A 15424-nucleotide genomic window follows, 5' to 3' on the forward strand; every position below is an offset into this window, starting at 1 on the left:
CCTTATGGTTTTATTCTTGTTGGTCTGGGCTGCTTTCATGTAGTGCCGGGGCATTTAACATAAAAATCCCCTTGACATAAATCCATGTTATCAAGGGGAAACAAAACGAGCTATGTTGTTTTCTTAACGCAGTCTTACATTTTTGTAAGAAATGAAAATCGGACCGATGTCCCTTCACCAGGGGACGAGCTGATGTCCACCGTATGATTGAGCTTGCCCGTAATTTCTTTGACGAGATGAAGGCCGATTCCCGTAGATTCTTGGAAACGCCGTCCGTTTTCGCCGGTGTAATAAGGGTCAAACACCCGCTTGATATCTTGCGAGGGAATGCCGACACCGTAATCTTTGACTTCAAGCACCGTCCTGTCTTCATCGCGGAAGACATTCAGCTCCAGTCTGTCACTCTTGCCTGCCGAATACTTGACCGCATTTGTGACCACTTGGCCGATCGCAAATTTGAGCCATTTGGCATCGGTGTAAATCTGATGATCATCGCAAACGTTCATTTTCGGATAAACGCGGTATTGAATAAAGAATCGTTTATAGCTTTGAATGACCGATTGGAGAAGCTCTGATAAGGAAACCGCTTCAACTTTAAAATCCCGCTCAAACAGGTCAAGCCTTGAAGAATAAAGAAGCGTCTCCAGCCCGAATTCAATCTGCCGGACCTCTTTTTTGATTTGTTCAAAGACGGGCTCATCCTCTTCCTGAATGATTAAATTAATGACCGACAGCGGCGTTTTTACTTGGTGCACCCATTGGTTCATATACGTCACCCGCGCGTCAAGCTTGGCTTCGGTCTCATGGAGCTTCTGGTGCTGCATCCGGATCAGCTCCATCTGCTTTTCATACAGCTCTGAACAAAACACTGAAGAACCGAGATACGGGATGTCTGTCCCTTCCTGCTCCGAGCTGAGCCAATGATACACACCGCGGTCTTTGTACCAGCGATAGGCAAGATACCCCGCCAAAATAAGAAGCTGCACGCCCAATATGTAAAACAGGTGGGAAAAAGAATGAAGACCCGCAAACCAGTAATAAAAGAAGACAAACAGCCCTTGAAGGAGAAAAAGCAGAATCAGCACGGCATGAGACCGGAGAAACAGCTTCATGACAGCGCCCTCAGCTGGTAGCCTTCGCCCCGCACCGATTCAATGGAAACAGGCGCATTCAGCTCCCGCAGTTTTTTTCTGAGCCGCGTGATATACACGTTAAGCGTATTATCATCGACGAAAATGTCGGTGTCCCACGTTTTTTCCATGAGCCGGTCTCTTCCCGTCACCTTTTCTCCCCGCTCCAGCAGCACTTCCAAAAGCTTGCTTTCTTTTTTAGAAAGCTCGCTTTTTTCGTCCTGAAAGCGCAGTTCAAACCGTTCCACAAAGAGCTGCACACCGGCATATTCAACCACTTTTTCTCCCTGCTTGGCGGCGTACTCTCCGTATGCCCTCCGGATCTGGCTTTTGATTTTCGCCAGCACAATATCATAAGAAAACGGTTTTTCGATATAATCATCTCCGCCGTTTTCAATCGCCATCACTTGATCCATTTCCCCGCTTCTGGCAGAGATAAAAATGATCGGGCTTGTGGAGTGCTGGCGGATCTGGCGGCACCAATAATAGCCGTCATAAGACGGCAGATTGATATCAAGCAGCACCACATCAGGCTTTTCCCGCAAAAAAACATCAAGAACAGCCGTGAAATCATCGGCGGCCACGGTTTGATATCCGTATTTTTCAAGGTAATTCTGCAATAGTCCGCGAATGTCTTCACTATCTTCCACAATCATGATTTTATTCAAACTGAACCACTCCCGTTTCTTACACTGCTGCCATCATCATAATCGTTTCAGGCGTACGGGCGCAACACCGCACAAAAAAACCGCCATCTTGGCGGTTTCCGTTCTCATCAGCCGACCTGCTGTTTTACAGCTTTACCGGCTGATCCGAACTCTCTCATTTTGCTTCGCACTGTCTCTTCCACGGCTTCAATGCCGGGTGTCATATAGCCGCGGGGTTCGTACAGATCACTGTTTTCCTGAAACATGCGGCGTGTTTCGTCTGTCCAGGCGACCATACATTCCGTGTTGATATTGATTTTCGCGTGGCCGAGCGTGATGGCTCTTTTGATCTGATCCTGCAGAATCCCGGATGCTCCGTGAAGAACGAGAGGAATATCAGTCATGCGGGAGATAGCCTCCATTTCTTTAAATCCGAGATTCGGTTCACCTTGATATTTGCCGTGGACGGAGCCGAGGGCGGCGGCCAGCGCGTCAATATTGGTTTCTTTGACGATCCGCTCACATTCGGCGACATCGGCATAGCGGACCCCGCCGACCAGCCCGTCTTCCATGCCGCCGACCGTGCCGACTTCTGCTTCTACTGAGACGCCGTGCTGAGCGGCATAATCGGCGACTTCTTTTGTCATCGCGATGTTCTCATCAATCGGATGATGGGAGCCGTCAATCATCACTGAGCTGAATCCGGCGTCAATGGCCTGTCTGCAGCGTTCCGCACTGCTCCCGTGATCAAGATGGAGCACGACGGGAACGGTAATCGCCATTTCTTCCATTAACGCGCCGACCATGGCGGAAATCGTTTTAAATCCGCCTAAATAGTCGACCAGACGATCGGAAGCCGCGGCGATGACCGGCGATTGCTCCTTTTGCGCCGCTTGCAGAATCGCCTTCGTCCATTGGAGGCCGTTGATATTAAATTGGCCGACTGCATAATGCTCCCGTTTCGCTTCTGCAAGAAGATGTTTCATGGTGACAAAAGCCATGTTCACGCCTCCTTCATGAAGTATTTTGATACGACGGCTTCCGTTGTTTCCTTTGCCGTTTTGATCGTTTCCTCCGCAGTCAGCTTATAATATTCAGGTCTGAACAGCTCTACGGAGACAACATCATTGAATCCGATTTCTTTTAACGCTGACAGATGGGCGTCTAAGTCAATCGCACCCTGTCCAGGCCAGACGCGGTCTTCATCCGTTAAAAAGCCGATCGGAAAGTCTTCTGTATCGTCGATATGATAGATGAAAATTTTCTTTCCGTCCGCCTGCTTCAAACTCTCAATATTGGAGCCCATCGCGTGGAAATGGAAGCTGTCAAACACCAGTCCGACATTATCGCGGCCGACAGCGTTCACGATGTCATACGCCTGTTCAAATGTATTGACCGTACATTGCGGGTGGCCGACAAATTCAAGGGCAATGTTTACGCCGTACGGCTCCGCGATGTCCGAAAGCTCAGTCAGCACCTCTATGCTGCTCTTTTTGATCTCTTCTTTCAAGATTTTCCGCTCTGTCACAAGCGGCACGGCCACCACATATTTCACGCCGAGCGTCCTGCAGGTTTCCATCATGCTTTTGAATTCCGAAATGATCTCCCTATAGCCCTTCTCATCACGGTTGTTGAAGAAAACCAGTGCGTTCAGGGCAAGCGGTTTAATGTGATGGGTTCGAAAATATTCCGCCAGATCGGCCAGTGAATGGTCTTTTAAGTATTCCGGCAGCTTATCCATTGTGCGGATTTCAATATAATCATAGCCGTGCTTTTCGCACAGTTCTAAATCCTGTTTCAGGTTTGAATTCTCCAGCGTAGTCGCTTCATTAAAGCAAAGTTTCATGTCAGCCTCTCCCATCCGCGTTTTCGATATGAAGGGAGTCCGGCAGGAGGGCTTGTTTGCCCCGCTCCGCCGAACTCCATACTCAGCTTATGCCATACCTAATTCTTCCTTTAATTTCTTAAGCGTGGTCCGGCTTGATTCATCCGCTCTTTCACCGACCCAAGCAAAAACAGCGTTCGTCGCAATTCCGTCGAATTTCATCTCTCTCATCTTTCTGAAAATCGTCTCAAAATCAACCTCGCCTTGCCCGATGTCCAAATGCTGGTGAACCGTTACTTTCGCGTCAGGCGGGTTGACGATGTAGCGCAGGCCATGCGCCGCTTTATGATTAAAAGTATCTGCAAATAAAACATGTGTGAGGCGGTCGCCGGCTTCATCAAACATAGTCGCAATATCGCCTTTGCCGTCATCATAGAAGAACGTATGCGCAGTCGAGTAGACAAGATTGATCCAATCCTTGTCAAGCGCGCGGATCATATCCATCGCCCCTTTGTGCGTTTCGATAAAATCGTACGGGTGAGCCTGCAGATTGAGTTTAACGCCTTCTTTTTCAAAGACGGGCAGCAGTTCATCCATGGATTTGATGAATTTTTCTTCACTTGTCAAAGGATCATATTTTGAACCGCTGAATTCACTGTTCATCAAATCCACTTCAAGTTCAACCGCAATTTCGATCGCCCGTTTCCAGTTGCGCACGGCGGCCTGTCGGCGGTCTTCATCAGGACCCGCCCAGTGGTAAAGCGGAAGAAGAGAAGACAGCTTCACACCTGTATCCTTTAAAAGGCGCTTCAATTGTTTGATTTTTGCTGAATCGACTTTCGGATATTTATAGAAAGGACAAAAATCCTCGCGCGGAGACAGTTCGATATATTCGTATCCGAGTTCCGCCGTTTTATAGACCATTTCTTCTAACGTTAAATCATCGCGGTACATGGATGGATCTAAGGCCAGTTTCATTTCTTTCACTCCCGATCTATTATTTGTTCACAGTCGTAAATGATTGGTAGAATGCCGGTTTCTCTTGCAGCGCCACAGGCTCTTTCTGTCCGGATTCCTGAGCTTTTACGCACGCATCAGTTGTCACCGCGGCAATATAACCGTCCCATGCCGTCGGACCGCTGACTTCGCCTTTATTCCGGATCGAATCAATGAAGTCTTGAATTTCCACATCATACGCAGCCACAAATCGGCGCTGCCAGTCCATCAGGATATCGGTGCTGAATTTCCCTTCTTTTCTCAAGCTGATGCTTGACGGTTCCGGAAGCTTGATAACGCCGTCTTCCCCAACGATTTCACATTGAATGTCATAGCCGTATTTACAGTTCACGTAGATTTCGGCATTGATGACGATGCCGCCTTTTGTTTCGATGATGACCATCTGCGGATCTTTCAGATGCGGCAGCGCATTTTTTGATTTCTTCGGATAGATCACCTGTACGGATTCATAGTCGTCATTGACGAGCCAGTGGAGGACATCAATTTCATGAACGAGCGTATCGATGACGGCCATGTCCGTTGAATAATTGGATGCGACTGTCGGGTTGCGGTGCGCACAGTGAATCATCAGCGGCTCGCCGACCACGCGGTTGTCAATCGCTTCTTTCAGCTGAACGTAACCGCTGTCATACCTGCGCATGAAACCTACCTGCACCAATCGTTTTCCCGTCTTCATTTCTTCCTCGACAATGCGCATACAGCCTTCTGCCGTTGTCGCAAGCGGCTTTTCACAAAACACGTGCTTGCCGCGCTGAATCGCTTTCAAAACGCTGGACTCATGAGCCGGGCCCCAGCTTGTCACTAAGACGGCATCCACATTTTCAGCAGCGAGGAGGCTGTCGTCATCAGGATAAACGGAGGCGTTCAAATTGAAATCCTGAACGGTCTGCTGCGCGGCCTCCTGATTCACATCTGTGACAGCGGTAATTTCCGCTCCGGACAGCTTATTTGTGATGCGGTTGATGTGCTCTTTTCCGATAGCACCGGTTCCGATAACACCTATACGTAAATTCATTGATCGCCACTCCTTCTGATAATCAAATAATGGTTCTCGTCTTTCTTTTCTCGCTGCCGTCCTGAGGAGCGCCGTACAGTTCCTCCTGTATTTGTTCAAGCGACTTGCCGGACGTATTCGGTGCGAAAACAAGCCCGATGATCATACTGGCCGTCACACATATGAGCAGAATACCGGCCATAAAACCGATGCCGAATTGTGACATGATGACCGGCACAAATAAACTCCAAATTCCGATTGAAATACGGACGAGAAAGAACATGAGCCCTTGTGCTGACGCTCTGTGTTCTGTCGGGAACAGCTCGCTTGCCCACAGCTGGTAGTTCGCCTGCTGGCCGGCTCCGTTATTGATGCCGATCGCTAAAACAAACAAAAGCAGCATCGGGAGCCCCTGAAACGGCAGTAAAAACAGCGACCAGCCGACAACGGCCATACATGCGCAGATTCCGAACACCGTTTTCCGATATTTATCTGCGAAAGGCATGAAGATACAGGCGACGCCGAGCCCGGTGAAGATAAACAGGGCCATCTGCAGAATGTTGGCCGTATTTGCGGATACGCCGCCGACCTGCTGGTAGATGTACGGCATGAAGAATCCCATGACGCCCGCTGCGAGATTCCATACGAGAAACACACCCATTAAAAACAAAATGTTCTTGAAAAATTTCGGCTGAAGCAGGTCAAAATAAGATGTTTTTTTCACGGCGGCAGGCCGCTCTTCACTGTTTTTCCAGGCATCCGACTCAGGTAAACGCTTTCTTATCACATATGTGATCAGGGCGATCACCAATAGATGCACAAAGACAATTTTATTTCCTAAAAGCCCGAGGTCACCGACCAAAACGGATAACAGCAGAACCACAACGGCTCCTGCGGCCCACGCCACCTGCGCCACTCCGCAATGCCTCGCCCGGTTTTTCTCAGGGGCGTTTTCCGCGATAATGGTCCATGAAGCCGTAATATCCGCGCCTACAGAAATCCCGATAATCATGTATCCGCATAACAGCATGGGAAAGTTGAATCCAAACAAAACCAAACAAATTCCTAAGGCGTAGACGAGCATACTGTTTGTGTATACAGCTTTTCGGCCGACCTTATCAGCCAAATACCCGCCGAGCAGCGCTCCGATGGCCGCTGATATCGCGTTTGCGCTGAAGGCGCCGAGCAATCCGATCTGGCTGTCGGACAGCTTCAAATAGCTGACCCACATAGATAAACCCGCTGATCCTGCCACAATGGAACCCGCATCAATGTAATTTGCTAATGCTGCGGCGATGGTCCTTTTGCTGAAAGCTGATTCCGCCTTGGCACTATTCATATAAGTCCCCCTCTAATTTGCAGGATCAAGCAGTTCACTGTCGATGTACTTTCTCGCAATCAGCGCGTACTCAAGCGGATTGGCGACTGCCGGGTCTTGTTCGGCTTCGATGACGATCCAGCCTGAATAATCATGACGGACGAGCGTTCGGTATACTTCGGTAAAATCGATGCATCCGTCTCCGGGAACCGTAAAAATGCCCTGTAAAAACGACTGCCTGAATGACTTGCCTTCCTGTCTGCACCGCTCCATAATGTCAAACCGGGCGTCCTTGAAATGAACGTGTCTGATCCGATCCATATGCTTGTTGAGAATCGTCATATAGTCTCCGTCCGAGATATAGGCATGGCCGGTATCATAAAGTAAATGGACATACCGCGGGTCCGTTCCATCCATCAGCCGGTCAACTTCTTCCGCCGTCTGGACGCCTGTGCCGAGATGATGATGAAACGTGAGGTCCAGCCCGTATTCGCCAGCGATTTTCCCGAGACGGTTCAAGCCTTGGCACAGCGTATCCCATTCTTCATCTGAGAAGTGCGGTTTTTCCTTAAATACATCAATGTCCAAGCCTTGAACACTGTACGTCTGTTCAGAAACGATGGCGACATCCGCTCCGACTTTCTGCAAATAATCACAGTGTTCTGTAAATTGTTCAGCCATTTTTTCAATACCGTCTTGTATGATAAAGCTGCTGAACCATTTCCCCGCAATCCGCAAGTTCCGGAGAGCCAGCTCCTTATTGAGGACGGAGGGTTCAGGGAAAAACCCTCCCACTTCCGTACCTTGAAAGCCGGCGACAACAATATCGCTTAACAAATGCTGCAGCGTATTCCCGGCTCCGATTTCCGGTATATCGTCATTGCGCCACCCAATGGGAGCGATGCCCCACAGAATATCTTGTTTGCCCATCGTGATGCCTCCCCTCTAGTACTGCTTTGCAGACTTCAGCTTCGTCTCTTTCGCTTCGTATGCCCGCTGAACGCTTTCCTGCTCCGACACTTCCGCCACGCCGACATGCCACCAGCTGTCATAGCCGTCCGTCATCGTTTTCGGCAGAACCTTCATTTCAATTAAAGTGGATACGTCTTGCGTTTTCGCATCTTCAAGCGCCGCTTTCAGTTCTTCAACCGTATTGGCTCTGTATGTTTTAGCGCCGTAGCCCTCTGCCACCTTCGCGTAATCAACGTTTAAAATCTGATTGTCCTCTGTGCGGAACTCGCAAAAATAACTGCCGCTCCCGTGATCCATCTGCAGGTTGTTAATACAGCCGAATCCCGAGTTGTCAAAAAGCAGGACATTGATTTTTTTGTTATATTGAAGCGCGGTAATCAGCTCTGAGTGCAGCATCAGAAAGCTTCCGTCGCCGACGAGTGAATAGACTTCTTTGTCGGGATGGGCCAGCTTGAGGCCGAGCGTGCCTGATATCTCATACCCCATGCAGGAATAGCCGTACTCGAGGTGGTACGTATTCGGGACATTGGAATGCCACAGCCGCTGCAGATCCCCCGGAAGAGATCCCGCCGAACTGATGACGACGCTGTCTTCAGGAATCGTGTCATTGATGGTCAACAGCGCCGTTGTCTGCGGCAGCTCAGTCCCGAGCGCGTCGGCATACTCGTTTAACACGTCCTGTGAAAAATGGTTCTTAATTTCCGGTTCAAACGCGTCACGTGTAAAAGTGACCTTGCCGAGCCGGTCCCGTTCAGCAAGCCATTCATCTTTCCAGTCTTTAATCGCCGTGCCGAATGCACTTTTATATCCGTCTAATAAGCCGTGCAGCCTGCCGAGCGTCACTTTCGCATCGGCTACAACCTGAAACGCGTCAAGCTTGTAAGCCTGCATGCGGCTGACGTTGATATTCAAAAATTTTGCTTTGTCAAAATCAAACGCCGTTTTCGAGGATGTCGCAAAGTCCGTGTACCGTGTGCCGACACCGATGATCAGATCAGCCTGGCGGGCGGCTTTGTTTGCGGCGAGGGTGCCCGTGATGCCCATGCCGCCCAGATTGTTGGCGAAATCGGCTTCAACCGTTGACTTGCCGGCCTGCGTTTCGACAAGCGGAATGCCGTATGTTTCAGAAAGCGCGATTAATTCCTCACGCGCGCCGGAGTACTTCGCGCCGCCGCCCACTAAAATGACGGGACGGCAGCTCTCCTTAATTCTTTCCGCGGCGCCTTTCAGTTCACGCTCGCTCGGCTGCATCCGGTCAATGTAATGAACGCGTTTTTCAAAGAAGCTTTCATCAAAATCAAATGCTTCTCCCTCTACATCCTGAGAAATACAGATGGTCGCCGGACCCGCTTTTGCCGGATCTGTCATCACTTCAAATGCCCGGATTAAGCTGCTCATCAGCTGCTCAGGTCGGGTAATGCGGTCCCAATAGCGGGACACGGGCTTTAACGCATCGTTTGTTGTGACGGCGGCACTGTATTCCTGCTCCACCTGCTGAAGCACCGGGTCAGGCTGCCTCGTCGCAAAGGTATCGGCCGGAAGCAGCAGCACCGGAATATGATTGGCCAGCGCTGTACCCGCGGCAGCCGTCAAGTTAGCGGCACCCGGACCGACCGATGTCGATACCGCGTAAATTTTTCTTCTCAGCATCTGCTTGCTGTATGCCATCGCGGCATGCGCCATGCCTTGTTCGTTTTTGCCTTGATAGACTTTCAGGTGCCCGGCGTCCTGCTCAAGCGCCTGCCCGATCCCCAACACATTTCCGTGGCCAAAAATCGTGAAGATGCCCTCAACGAACGGCTCTTCTTTTCCGTCAACATGAATGTACTGCCGGTTCAAGAATTGAATCAGCGCTTGTGCTGTCGTTAAGCGAATTGTCTTACCCACAAACGATCCCACCTTTTATACGTTCTATTTACCGTTAAGACTGTGCTGCGCTTCAATCAGTTCGATGATTTCACCGGCAGCCGGCATTGCTTCTGAGGAGCTGTGTTTGCTGACGACGATGGAAGCGGAAGCGCTCCCGTATTTTAAAGCCGTTTCAATATCCCGGCCGCTGACAAGTCCGTAGATGAAGGCTGACGCATAGGAATCACCCGCTCCGAAGGTCTTCAGCACCTTTGTTTTATAGGCATGCGCCCGGAAAACTTCTCCCGATCTGCTGTATGCGTATGATCCGTCAACGCCGTGCTTAATGACGACAAGGTCAGCGGAGTGCGCAAACAAATGGCGGACGGTTTCATCGTTACCTCCGCCGCTGCGGTTTTCCATTACGTCAAATTCGTCACGCGTACCGATGACGATATCGGATTGTTCCGCCACCAGCGTGTAGTACACGGCTGTTTCTTCTGCCGATTGCCAAGTATACGGACGGTAGTCGAGCTCAAACACGACTTTTACGTCATGTTTTTTTGCGATATGCACCGCTTTTAAGACGGCTTCGCGCGACGGGCTTTTCGCAAGCGCCGTACCTGATACGAGCAGCATTTTCGCGTTTGCGATGTAGCCTTCATTGACTTCGGACGGCTCAAGATACAAATCCGCCACGTCATCCCGGTACATCAGGATGCTGCACTCTTCGGGACTGAGAATTTCGGTAAAAGCGAGCCCGGCTTTGCGTCCTTCTCTGTCAACGGTCATTTGTGACGTATCAACGCCCTTTTCCTGCATATAGGAAACGATGAATCTGCCGTGCTGGTCATCCGGGATTTTGCCGATAAAACCGGCTTTTAATCCGAGCTTGGCGCTGCCGATCGCAATATTTGCCGGGGAGCCGCCGACATATTTAGAAAACGTCATCGTTTCTTCCATCGGCCGGTTGTATTCCGCAGCGTTCAAATCAATACACGCGCGTCCGATCGCGACAATATCAAACTCTTTTTCTTCATTAAATGTATATTTCATCGTTATCTGCCACTCCTCACTTGTTAGCGTTCCAGGATCCATTCATGGGCCGGATCATTATGAAACTTCCACTTTCGTGTCGGTCCCGCCATTACATTCAGGTAGTAAGAGGTATACCCGTCCGGAACTCCAACCGGGTGATAGCCCGCCGGCACGATGACAACGTTTTCATTTTCTGCGGTCATCGTCTCATCAATCGAGCGGTCGTCCGTGTACACACGCTGGAAGACAAACCCCTGCGGCGGGTCCGTTTCATGGTAATAGGTTTCTTCTAAAAAGGATTCAGCCGGCAGATTGTCTTGGTCATGTTTATGAGGCGGATAGCTCGACCAGTTGCCGCTGTCCGTGTAAACTTCAACAACGAGAAGGCTGTTTGCCGATGGATCTGAATCGGGGAGAATATTATGAACGGTTCGTTTGTTTGCCAGCTTGCCGCGATGTTCCACACCGTTGTCTTCCGCTTTAATCAGCTTTGTCGGAAGCTGGTGTTCGGACGGAGAATAGCACAGCGCGACCCTCGCCCCGCTGACCGCTGTGATTTCAAAAGAGCGGTCATTGGACACATAAACGCTGTCCGTCGGTTTTCTTTCAAATACGCTTTCACGGGTGCCGATGCTTTCAAATGTCTGATCATAATCAGTGACGGTGATTTTTCCCGTTACCGCAACGATGCAGCACTCCGTCTTTTTCAAATCTTCTGTATATGCGGAACCGGGAGTGAGGTCAACGACTTTAAATCCGACGTATTTGAGGTCTGAATTGGCTGAAGTGACGTCATGTATGATGTTCACGCCTTGAGAAATCTCATCGGCCTGCGGTTTGCGCAGCAAATGACTCATGTTTATTCCTCCTTAATTGATGGTAAAAGAAAACCCGGACGAAAATCACAAAGCCGTCCGGTCCGGCTGTCAGATCAATTGAAGTCAGGAGACGGGTATCGTGCCGTCACGACTTTTTTACGTGTATAGAAGTCGACGCTGTCTTTTCCGTTTGCGTGCAATGTGCCGAAGAAAGAAGACTTCCAGCCAGAGAACGGGAAGAATGCCATCGGCGCCGGGACGCCAAGGTTGATGCCGAGCATCCCCGCGTCAATATTTTCACGGAAGTAGCGGATCGCGTTCGCATTTGAAGTGAACAGACACGCGCCGTTCGCAAATTCAGACTGGTTGGCGATGTCCACCGCTTCTTTTAAGTTTTTCACGCGGATGACCGACAGAACGGGCGCAAAGATTTCATCTTTCCAGATCGTCATATCCGTCGTCACGTTGTCAAAAATCGTCGGTCCGACGAAATAGCCGTCTTCCGTTGCGTTTTCACGCCCGTCACAAAGAAGTCTCGCTCCTTCTTCGATGCCTTTTTCAATATAGCTGTGCGTGCGTTTTTTGTTGTCCTCGCGGATGACCGGGCCTAAGAACACGCCGTCATCCAGTCCGTTTCCGATCTTGATGTCCGCTGCTTTTTCCTGTAATTTCGCCATAAACTCATCGGCGATTCCCTCTTCAACCGTCACAACCGCGCATGCCATGCAGCGCTCTCCTGCCGAACCGAATGCCGCACCGATAATGTTTGTCACCGTATCTTCAAGGTGGGCGTCATTCAGCACGATCGTGTGGTTTTTCGCGCCCGTTAACGCTTGCACGCGCTTCAAATGTTCGCTGCCTTTTTTGAAAACATACTCGCCGACAGGTTTTGAACCGACGAATGAGATGGCTTTAATATCCGGATGTTCAAGAACGCCGTTTACGACGTCATGCGCGCCGTGCACGACATTGAAGACGCCCTTCGGCAGACCGGCCTGTTCAAACAGCTCTGCCAGTTTTTCCGTTAACAGCGGCGTGCGCTCAGACGGCTTCAGAATGAACGTGTTTCCTAACGAAATCGCCATCGGGAACATCCAGCACGGGACCATCATCGGGAAGTTGAACGGTGCGATACCGCCGACCACCCCGATCGGATAGCGGTAATTCGCCGCCTCTACATCCGTCGCGATGGAGGCGAGTGAATCGCCCATCATGAGTGACGGCGCGCCCGCTGCGAATTCGACGTTTTCAATTCCGCGTCCCACTTCACCGAGTGCCTCCGTCGTGTTTTTACCGTTTTCCAAAGTAATCAGACGGGCAAGCTCTTCTTTGTTCTGCTGGAGAAGCTGCTGATAGTTAAATAGTATTCTCGCACGGCGCGGCACTGCCGTCTTTGACCATGTTTGAAACGCCTCTGACGCTGAGCGGACGGCGTATTCCACATCCTCCCGCGTAGAAATCGGAACCTGGCACATCACTTCTTTTGTAGCCGGATTGATAACGTCTTCATATTGATCTGTCTTACTTTCAACCCATTCACCATTGATGTAGTTTTTCAGTTTTCTGATCTCTGCCATTCTCATTGCCTCCTTAAATAGTAAACATCCTGTTCAGCTGGATAATAACGGATGAATATATTCATCTTTTACATATAAAAGACATGAATTAAACGCTTACAAATGCTAAAATGATGGTGACTCCCAATCTTTCCATGTAAAAGTTGGTCATGTACCGGAAAAAGCAAACGGTTACATCTTTCACTTTTGATTTTACAGGTTATGTTTTGGTCATTTCTTGGTTACATTGTAAGCCCAACACATCTTCAAGTCAATCTAAAAAATCAAAATTTTTTCATTATTTTTATCATACTTTTTTTGATCGGGAAAACAGGAACTTGGAGAACCGTGTCGAATCGTACGGCGTGAACCCTCTTTTTTATCATTTGTTAAGTAACTATTGATTAACTCTTGGTGTTTATTATATATTTTAATTACTTTAAGAATTCTAGAAGGAGTTTTTTTATGAAACTGATGCGGATTCAGGAGATGGAAGATTACATTCTCAAACACGGAGCCACTTCGCTGGATGAGCTGTGCGAGGTATTCAACGTCTCTAAAAACACGGTCAGACGCGATATTAATAAGCTTGCGGAAAAAGGGGTTATCAAAAAGGTGTACGGCGGCGTGACATCAGCCGAAAAATCTGTGCTCGTCCCTTTTGAGAACCGCACCATTCAACATCAGGACGAAAAAATCAAAATCGCCCGCTATGCGTCACGGTTTATCGAGGATCACGATCTTGTATTTATTGATTCCGGCACGACGACCAAATCGATGCTGGAGACGCTTGATCCCGATAAGAATGTGACGGTTTTGACGAACAGCCTTGATATTATTAACGCTGCTTCATCCATGAAAAATATCGACCTGATCATCATCGGCAATAATTACAAGCGGAAGACAAGGTCGTTTGTCGGCATTGATGATCCGAGCACACTCAATAAATACAACATTAACAAGGCGTTCATGTCCGCTACCGGGACAACGATCACCCACGGCCTGACGAATTCCGACTTACTGGAATACGAGGTGAAAAAGAGAATTTCCGAAAAGGCGAACGAAGTGTATCTGCTCGCGGATCATTCCAAATTCGGCAAATCCACGCTTTTGACATACGCGCCTTTCGACCGGCTTCACAGCATTGTCACTTCTCAGCAGCTCGATGAGGAATATACGAAGTATTGCCAAGAGCATCAAATCGACATTCACTTGGCATAGCGTTATAGTTAATAGAGAACGCTGCCGTATTTTTCCGGCAGCCGCTATGATATCCAATTTTTTCAGGGGGCGAAAACATGAGCAAAGTAACAATCGGCAAAACTGACCTAAAGGTATTTCCGATCGGTTTGGGAACAAATGCGGTCGGCGGACACAATCTCTACCCGAATCTGAATGAAGAGACGGGAAAAGAATTGGTCCGGGAAGCGATTAAAAGCGGCGTTACCATGTTAGATACTGCCTATATTTACGGTGTGGGCCGTTCTGAAGAATTAATCGGCGAGGTGCTGAAAGAATGCAAACGCGAGGATGTCTTCATCGCCACAAAAGCCGCTCACAGAAAAGAAGGCGATGACTTTGTTTTCGACAACTCACCGGCCTTTTTGAAACAATCGGTCGAAGACAGCCTGAAACGCCTGCAGACTGATTACATCGATTTATTCTACATCCATTTCCCGGATGAGCACACGCCGAAGGACGAAGCCGTTCAAGCATTGAATGAGCTGAAAAAAGAAGGAAAAATCCGTTCCATCGGCGTATCCAATTTCTCTTTGGAGCAGCTGAAAGAAGCCAATAAAGACGGCTTAGTGGACGTGATTCAAGGAGAATACAACCTGCTGAACCGTGAGGCGGAAAAAACTTTCTTCCCTTATACGACAGAACACGGCATCTCATTCATTCCGTACTTCCCGCTCGTATCCGGACTGCTGGCCGGCAAATACGACGAGAACACCACCTTCCCTGAAGGCGACCTGCGCAATGACCAGGCGCATTTCCAAGGGGAGCAGTTTAAAGAAAACATCAAAAAAGTCAACCAGCTCAAACCGATTGCCGAAAAGCACAATGCCGATACGGCGCATATCGTGCTTGCCTGGTACTTGGCGAGACCTGAAATCGATATCCTGATTCCGGGCGCCAAACGCGCGGATCAATTAAAAGACAACATGAAAGCAGCCTCCATTACGCTATCTGCTGAAGAAATCGCGTTTATCGACAAGCTGTTTTCCTAAGAAAAAAAAACACGCCTTTTAAAAGGGGCG

14 protein-coding genes are annotated in these 15424 nt (G+C 49.2%); 2 read left to right on the forward strand and 12 right to left on the reverse strand.

The annotated features are described in order from the left end of the window. Positions 1 to 134: 134 nt before the first annotated feature. The 12 genes from yxdK to iolA form a co-directional block, all read right to left on the reverse strand. Positions 135 to 1112, reverse strand: coding sequence for a two-component system sensor histidine kinase YxdK (gene yxdK / locus JNUCC21_RS20630; RefSeq protein WP_369878453.1), 978 nt, complete (start codon positions 1110 to 1112; stop codon positions 135 to 137). Then, positions 1109 to 1798 carry a two-component system response regulator YxdJ gene (gene yxdJ / locus JNUCC21_RS20635; RefSeq protein WP_015240901.1) on the reverse strand — a complete coding sequence of 230 codons (690 nt, stop codon included), beginning with the start codon at positions 1796 to 1798 and terminating at the stop codon, positions 1109 to 1111. Before yxdJ ends, yxdK begins: the two co-directional genes overlap by 4 nt. A 107-nt stretch (positions 1799 to 1905) precedes the next feature. Continuing rightward, complete coding sequence (gene fba, locus JNUCC21_RS20640) at positions 1906 to 2778, reverse strand: class II fructose-1,6-bisphosphate aldolase (protein WP_369878454.1); 873 nt, start codon at positions 2776 to 2778, stop codon at positions 1906 to 1908. Between the two features lie 2 nt (positions 2779 to 2780). Beyond that, positions 2781 to 3623: a 2-keto-myo-inositol isomerase gene (gene iolI / locus JNUCC21_RS20645; RefSeq protein WP_007407832.1), complete on the reverse strand. Its 843-nt coding sequence runs from the start codon at positions 3621 to 3623 to the stop codon at positions 2781 to 2783. Between the two features lie 87 nt (positions 3624 to 3710). Beyond that, complete coding sequence (locus JNUCC21_RS20650; protein WP_007407833.1) at positions 3711 to 4580, reverse strand: sugar phosphate isomerase/epimerase family protein; 870 nt, start codon at positions 4578 to 4580, stop codon at positions 3711 to 3713. 19 nt (positions 4581 to 4599) lie between these two features. Then, positions 4600 to 5634 (reverse strand): Gfo/Idh/MocA family protein, encoded by a 1035-nt coding sequence (locus tag JNUCC21_RS20655; protein WP_369878455.1) that lies wholly within the window; start codon positions 5632 to 5634, stop codon positions 4600 to 4602. 22 nt (positions 5635 to 5656) lie between these two features. After that, positions 5657 to 6952, reverse strand: a complete 1296-nt coding sequence (locus JNUCC21_RS20660; RefSeq protein WP_369878456.1) for an MFS transporter — start codon at positions 6950 to 6952, stop codon at positions 5657 to 5659. 12 nt (positions 6953 to 6964) lie between these two features. Continuing rightward, positions 6965 to 7861, reverse strand: coding sequence for a myo-inosose-2 dehydratase (gene iolE / locus JNUCC21_RS20665; RefSeq protein WP_369878457.1), 897 nt, complete (start codon positions 7859 to 7861; stop codon positions 6965 to 6967). 15 nt (positions 7862 to 7876) lie between these two features. Continuing rightward, the gene (iolD, locus tag JNUCC21_RS20670; protein ID WP_346988004.1) at positions 7877 to 9790 is read right to left on the reverse strand and encodes a 3D-(3,5/4)-trihydroxycyclohexane-1,2-dione acylhydrolase (decyclizing); all 1914 of its coding nucleotides are present in this window, start codon (positions 9788 to 9790) and stop codon (positions 7877 to 7879) included. Positions 9791 to 9814: 24 nt separating this feature from the next. Next, entirely contained in the window at positions 9815 to 10807 is a 993-nt protein-coding gene (gene iolC / locus JNUCC21_RS20675; RefSeq protein WP_025285536.1) for a 5-dehydro-2-deoxygluconokinase, read from the reverse strand. A 23-nt stretch (positions 10808 to 10830) separates the two neighbouring features. Next, positions 10831 to 11646: a 5-deoxy-glucuronate isomerase gene (gene iolB, locus JNUCC21_RS20680; RefSeq protein ID WP_012118847.1), complete on the reverse strand. Its 816-nt coding sequence runs from the start codon at positions 11644 to 11646 to the stop codon at positions 10831 to 10833. Between the two features lie 74 nt (positions 11647 to 11720). Continuing rightward, complete coding sequence (iolA, locus tag JNUCC21_RS20685; RefSeq protein WP_012118848.1) at positions 11721 to 13184, reverse strand: methylmalonate-semialdehyde dehydrogenase; 1464 nt, start codon at positions 13182 to 13184, stop codon at positions 11721 to 11723. Between the two features lie 444 nt (positions 13185 to 13628). On the opposite strand from iolA, the gene JNUCC21_RS20690 reads away from it, so the two are divergent. Both JNUCC21_RS20690 and JNUCC21_RS20695 read left to right on the forward strand, forming a co-directional pair. Continuing rightward, complete coding sequence (locus tag JNUCC21_RS20690) at positions 13629 to 14384, forward strand: DeoR/GlpR family DNA-binding transcription regulator (RefSeq protein ID WP_007407842.1); 756 nt, start codon at positions 13629 to 13631, stop codon at positions 14382 to 14384. Positions 14385 to 14461: 77 nt separating this feature from the next. Then, entirely contained in the window at positions 14462 to 15394 is a 933-nt protein-coding gene (locus JNUCC21_RS20695; protein WP_015240911.1) for an aldo/keto reductase, read from the forward strand. Positions 15395 to 15424: the final 30 nt, after the last annotated feature.

Source organism: Bacillus sp. JNUCC-21 (assembly GCF_041222765.1).
In the GTDB taxonomy this organism is placed as follows: Bacteria; Bacillota; Bacilli; order Bacillales; family Bacillaceae; genus Bacillus; species Bacillus velezensis.

What these genes read in the sequence shown, in the direction of transcription:
- iolI (WP_007407832.1), bottom strand. Translation starts at nt 3,623, where the DNA reads ATGAAACTTTGCTTTAATGAAGCGACTACGCTGGAGAATTCAAACCTG.
- iolC (WP_025285536.1), bottom strand. Translation starts at nt 10,807, where the DNA reads ATGAAATATACATTTAATGAAGAAAAAGAGTTTGATATTGTCGCGATC.
- iolE (WP_369878457.1), bottom strand. Translation starts at nt 7,861, where the DNA reads ATGGGCAAACAAGATATTCTGTGGGGCATCGCTCCCATTGGGTGGCGC.
- iolB (WP_012118847.1), bottom strand. Translation starts at nt 11,646, where the DNA reads ATGAGTCATTTGCTGCGCAAACCGCAGGCCGATGAGATTTCTCAAGGC.
- fba (WP_369878454.1), bottom strand. Translation starts at nt 2,778, where the DNA reads ATGGCTTTTGTCACCATGAAACATCTTCTTGCAGAAGCGAAACGGGAG.
- iolA (WP_012118848.1), bottom strand. Translation starts at nt 13,184, where the DNA reads ATGGCAGAGATCAGAAAACTGAAAAACTACATCAATGGTGAATGGGTT.
- JNUCC21_RS20660 (WP_369878456.1), bottom strand. Translation starts at nt 6,952, where the DNA reads ATGAATAGTGCCAAGGCGGAATCAGCTTTCAGCAAAAGGACCATCGCC.
- JNUCC21_RS20695 (WP_015240911.1), top strand. Translation starts at nt 14,462, where the DNA reads ATGAGCAAAGTAACAATCGGCAAAACTGACCTAAAGGTATTTCCGATC.
- JNUCC21_RS20655 (WP_369878455.1), bottom strand. Translation starts at nt 5,634, where the DNA reads ATGAATTTACGTATAGGTGTTATCGGAACCGGTGCTATCGGAAAAGAG.
- yxdK (WP_369878453.1), bottom strand. Translation starts at nt 1,112, where the DNA reads ATGAAGCTGTTTCTCCGGTCTCATGCCGTGCTGATTCTGCTTTTTCTC.
- JNUCC21_RS20690 (WP_007407842.1), top strand. Translation starts at nt 13,629, where the DNA reads ATGAAACTGATGCGGATTCAGGAGATGGAAGATTACATTCTCAAACAC.
- JNUCC21_RS20650 (WP_007407833.1), bottom strand. Translation starts at nt 4,580, where the DNA reads ATGAAACTGGCCTTAGATCCATCCATGTACCGCGATGATTTAACGTTA.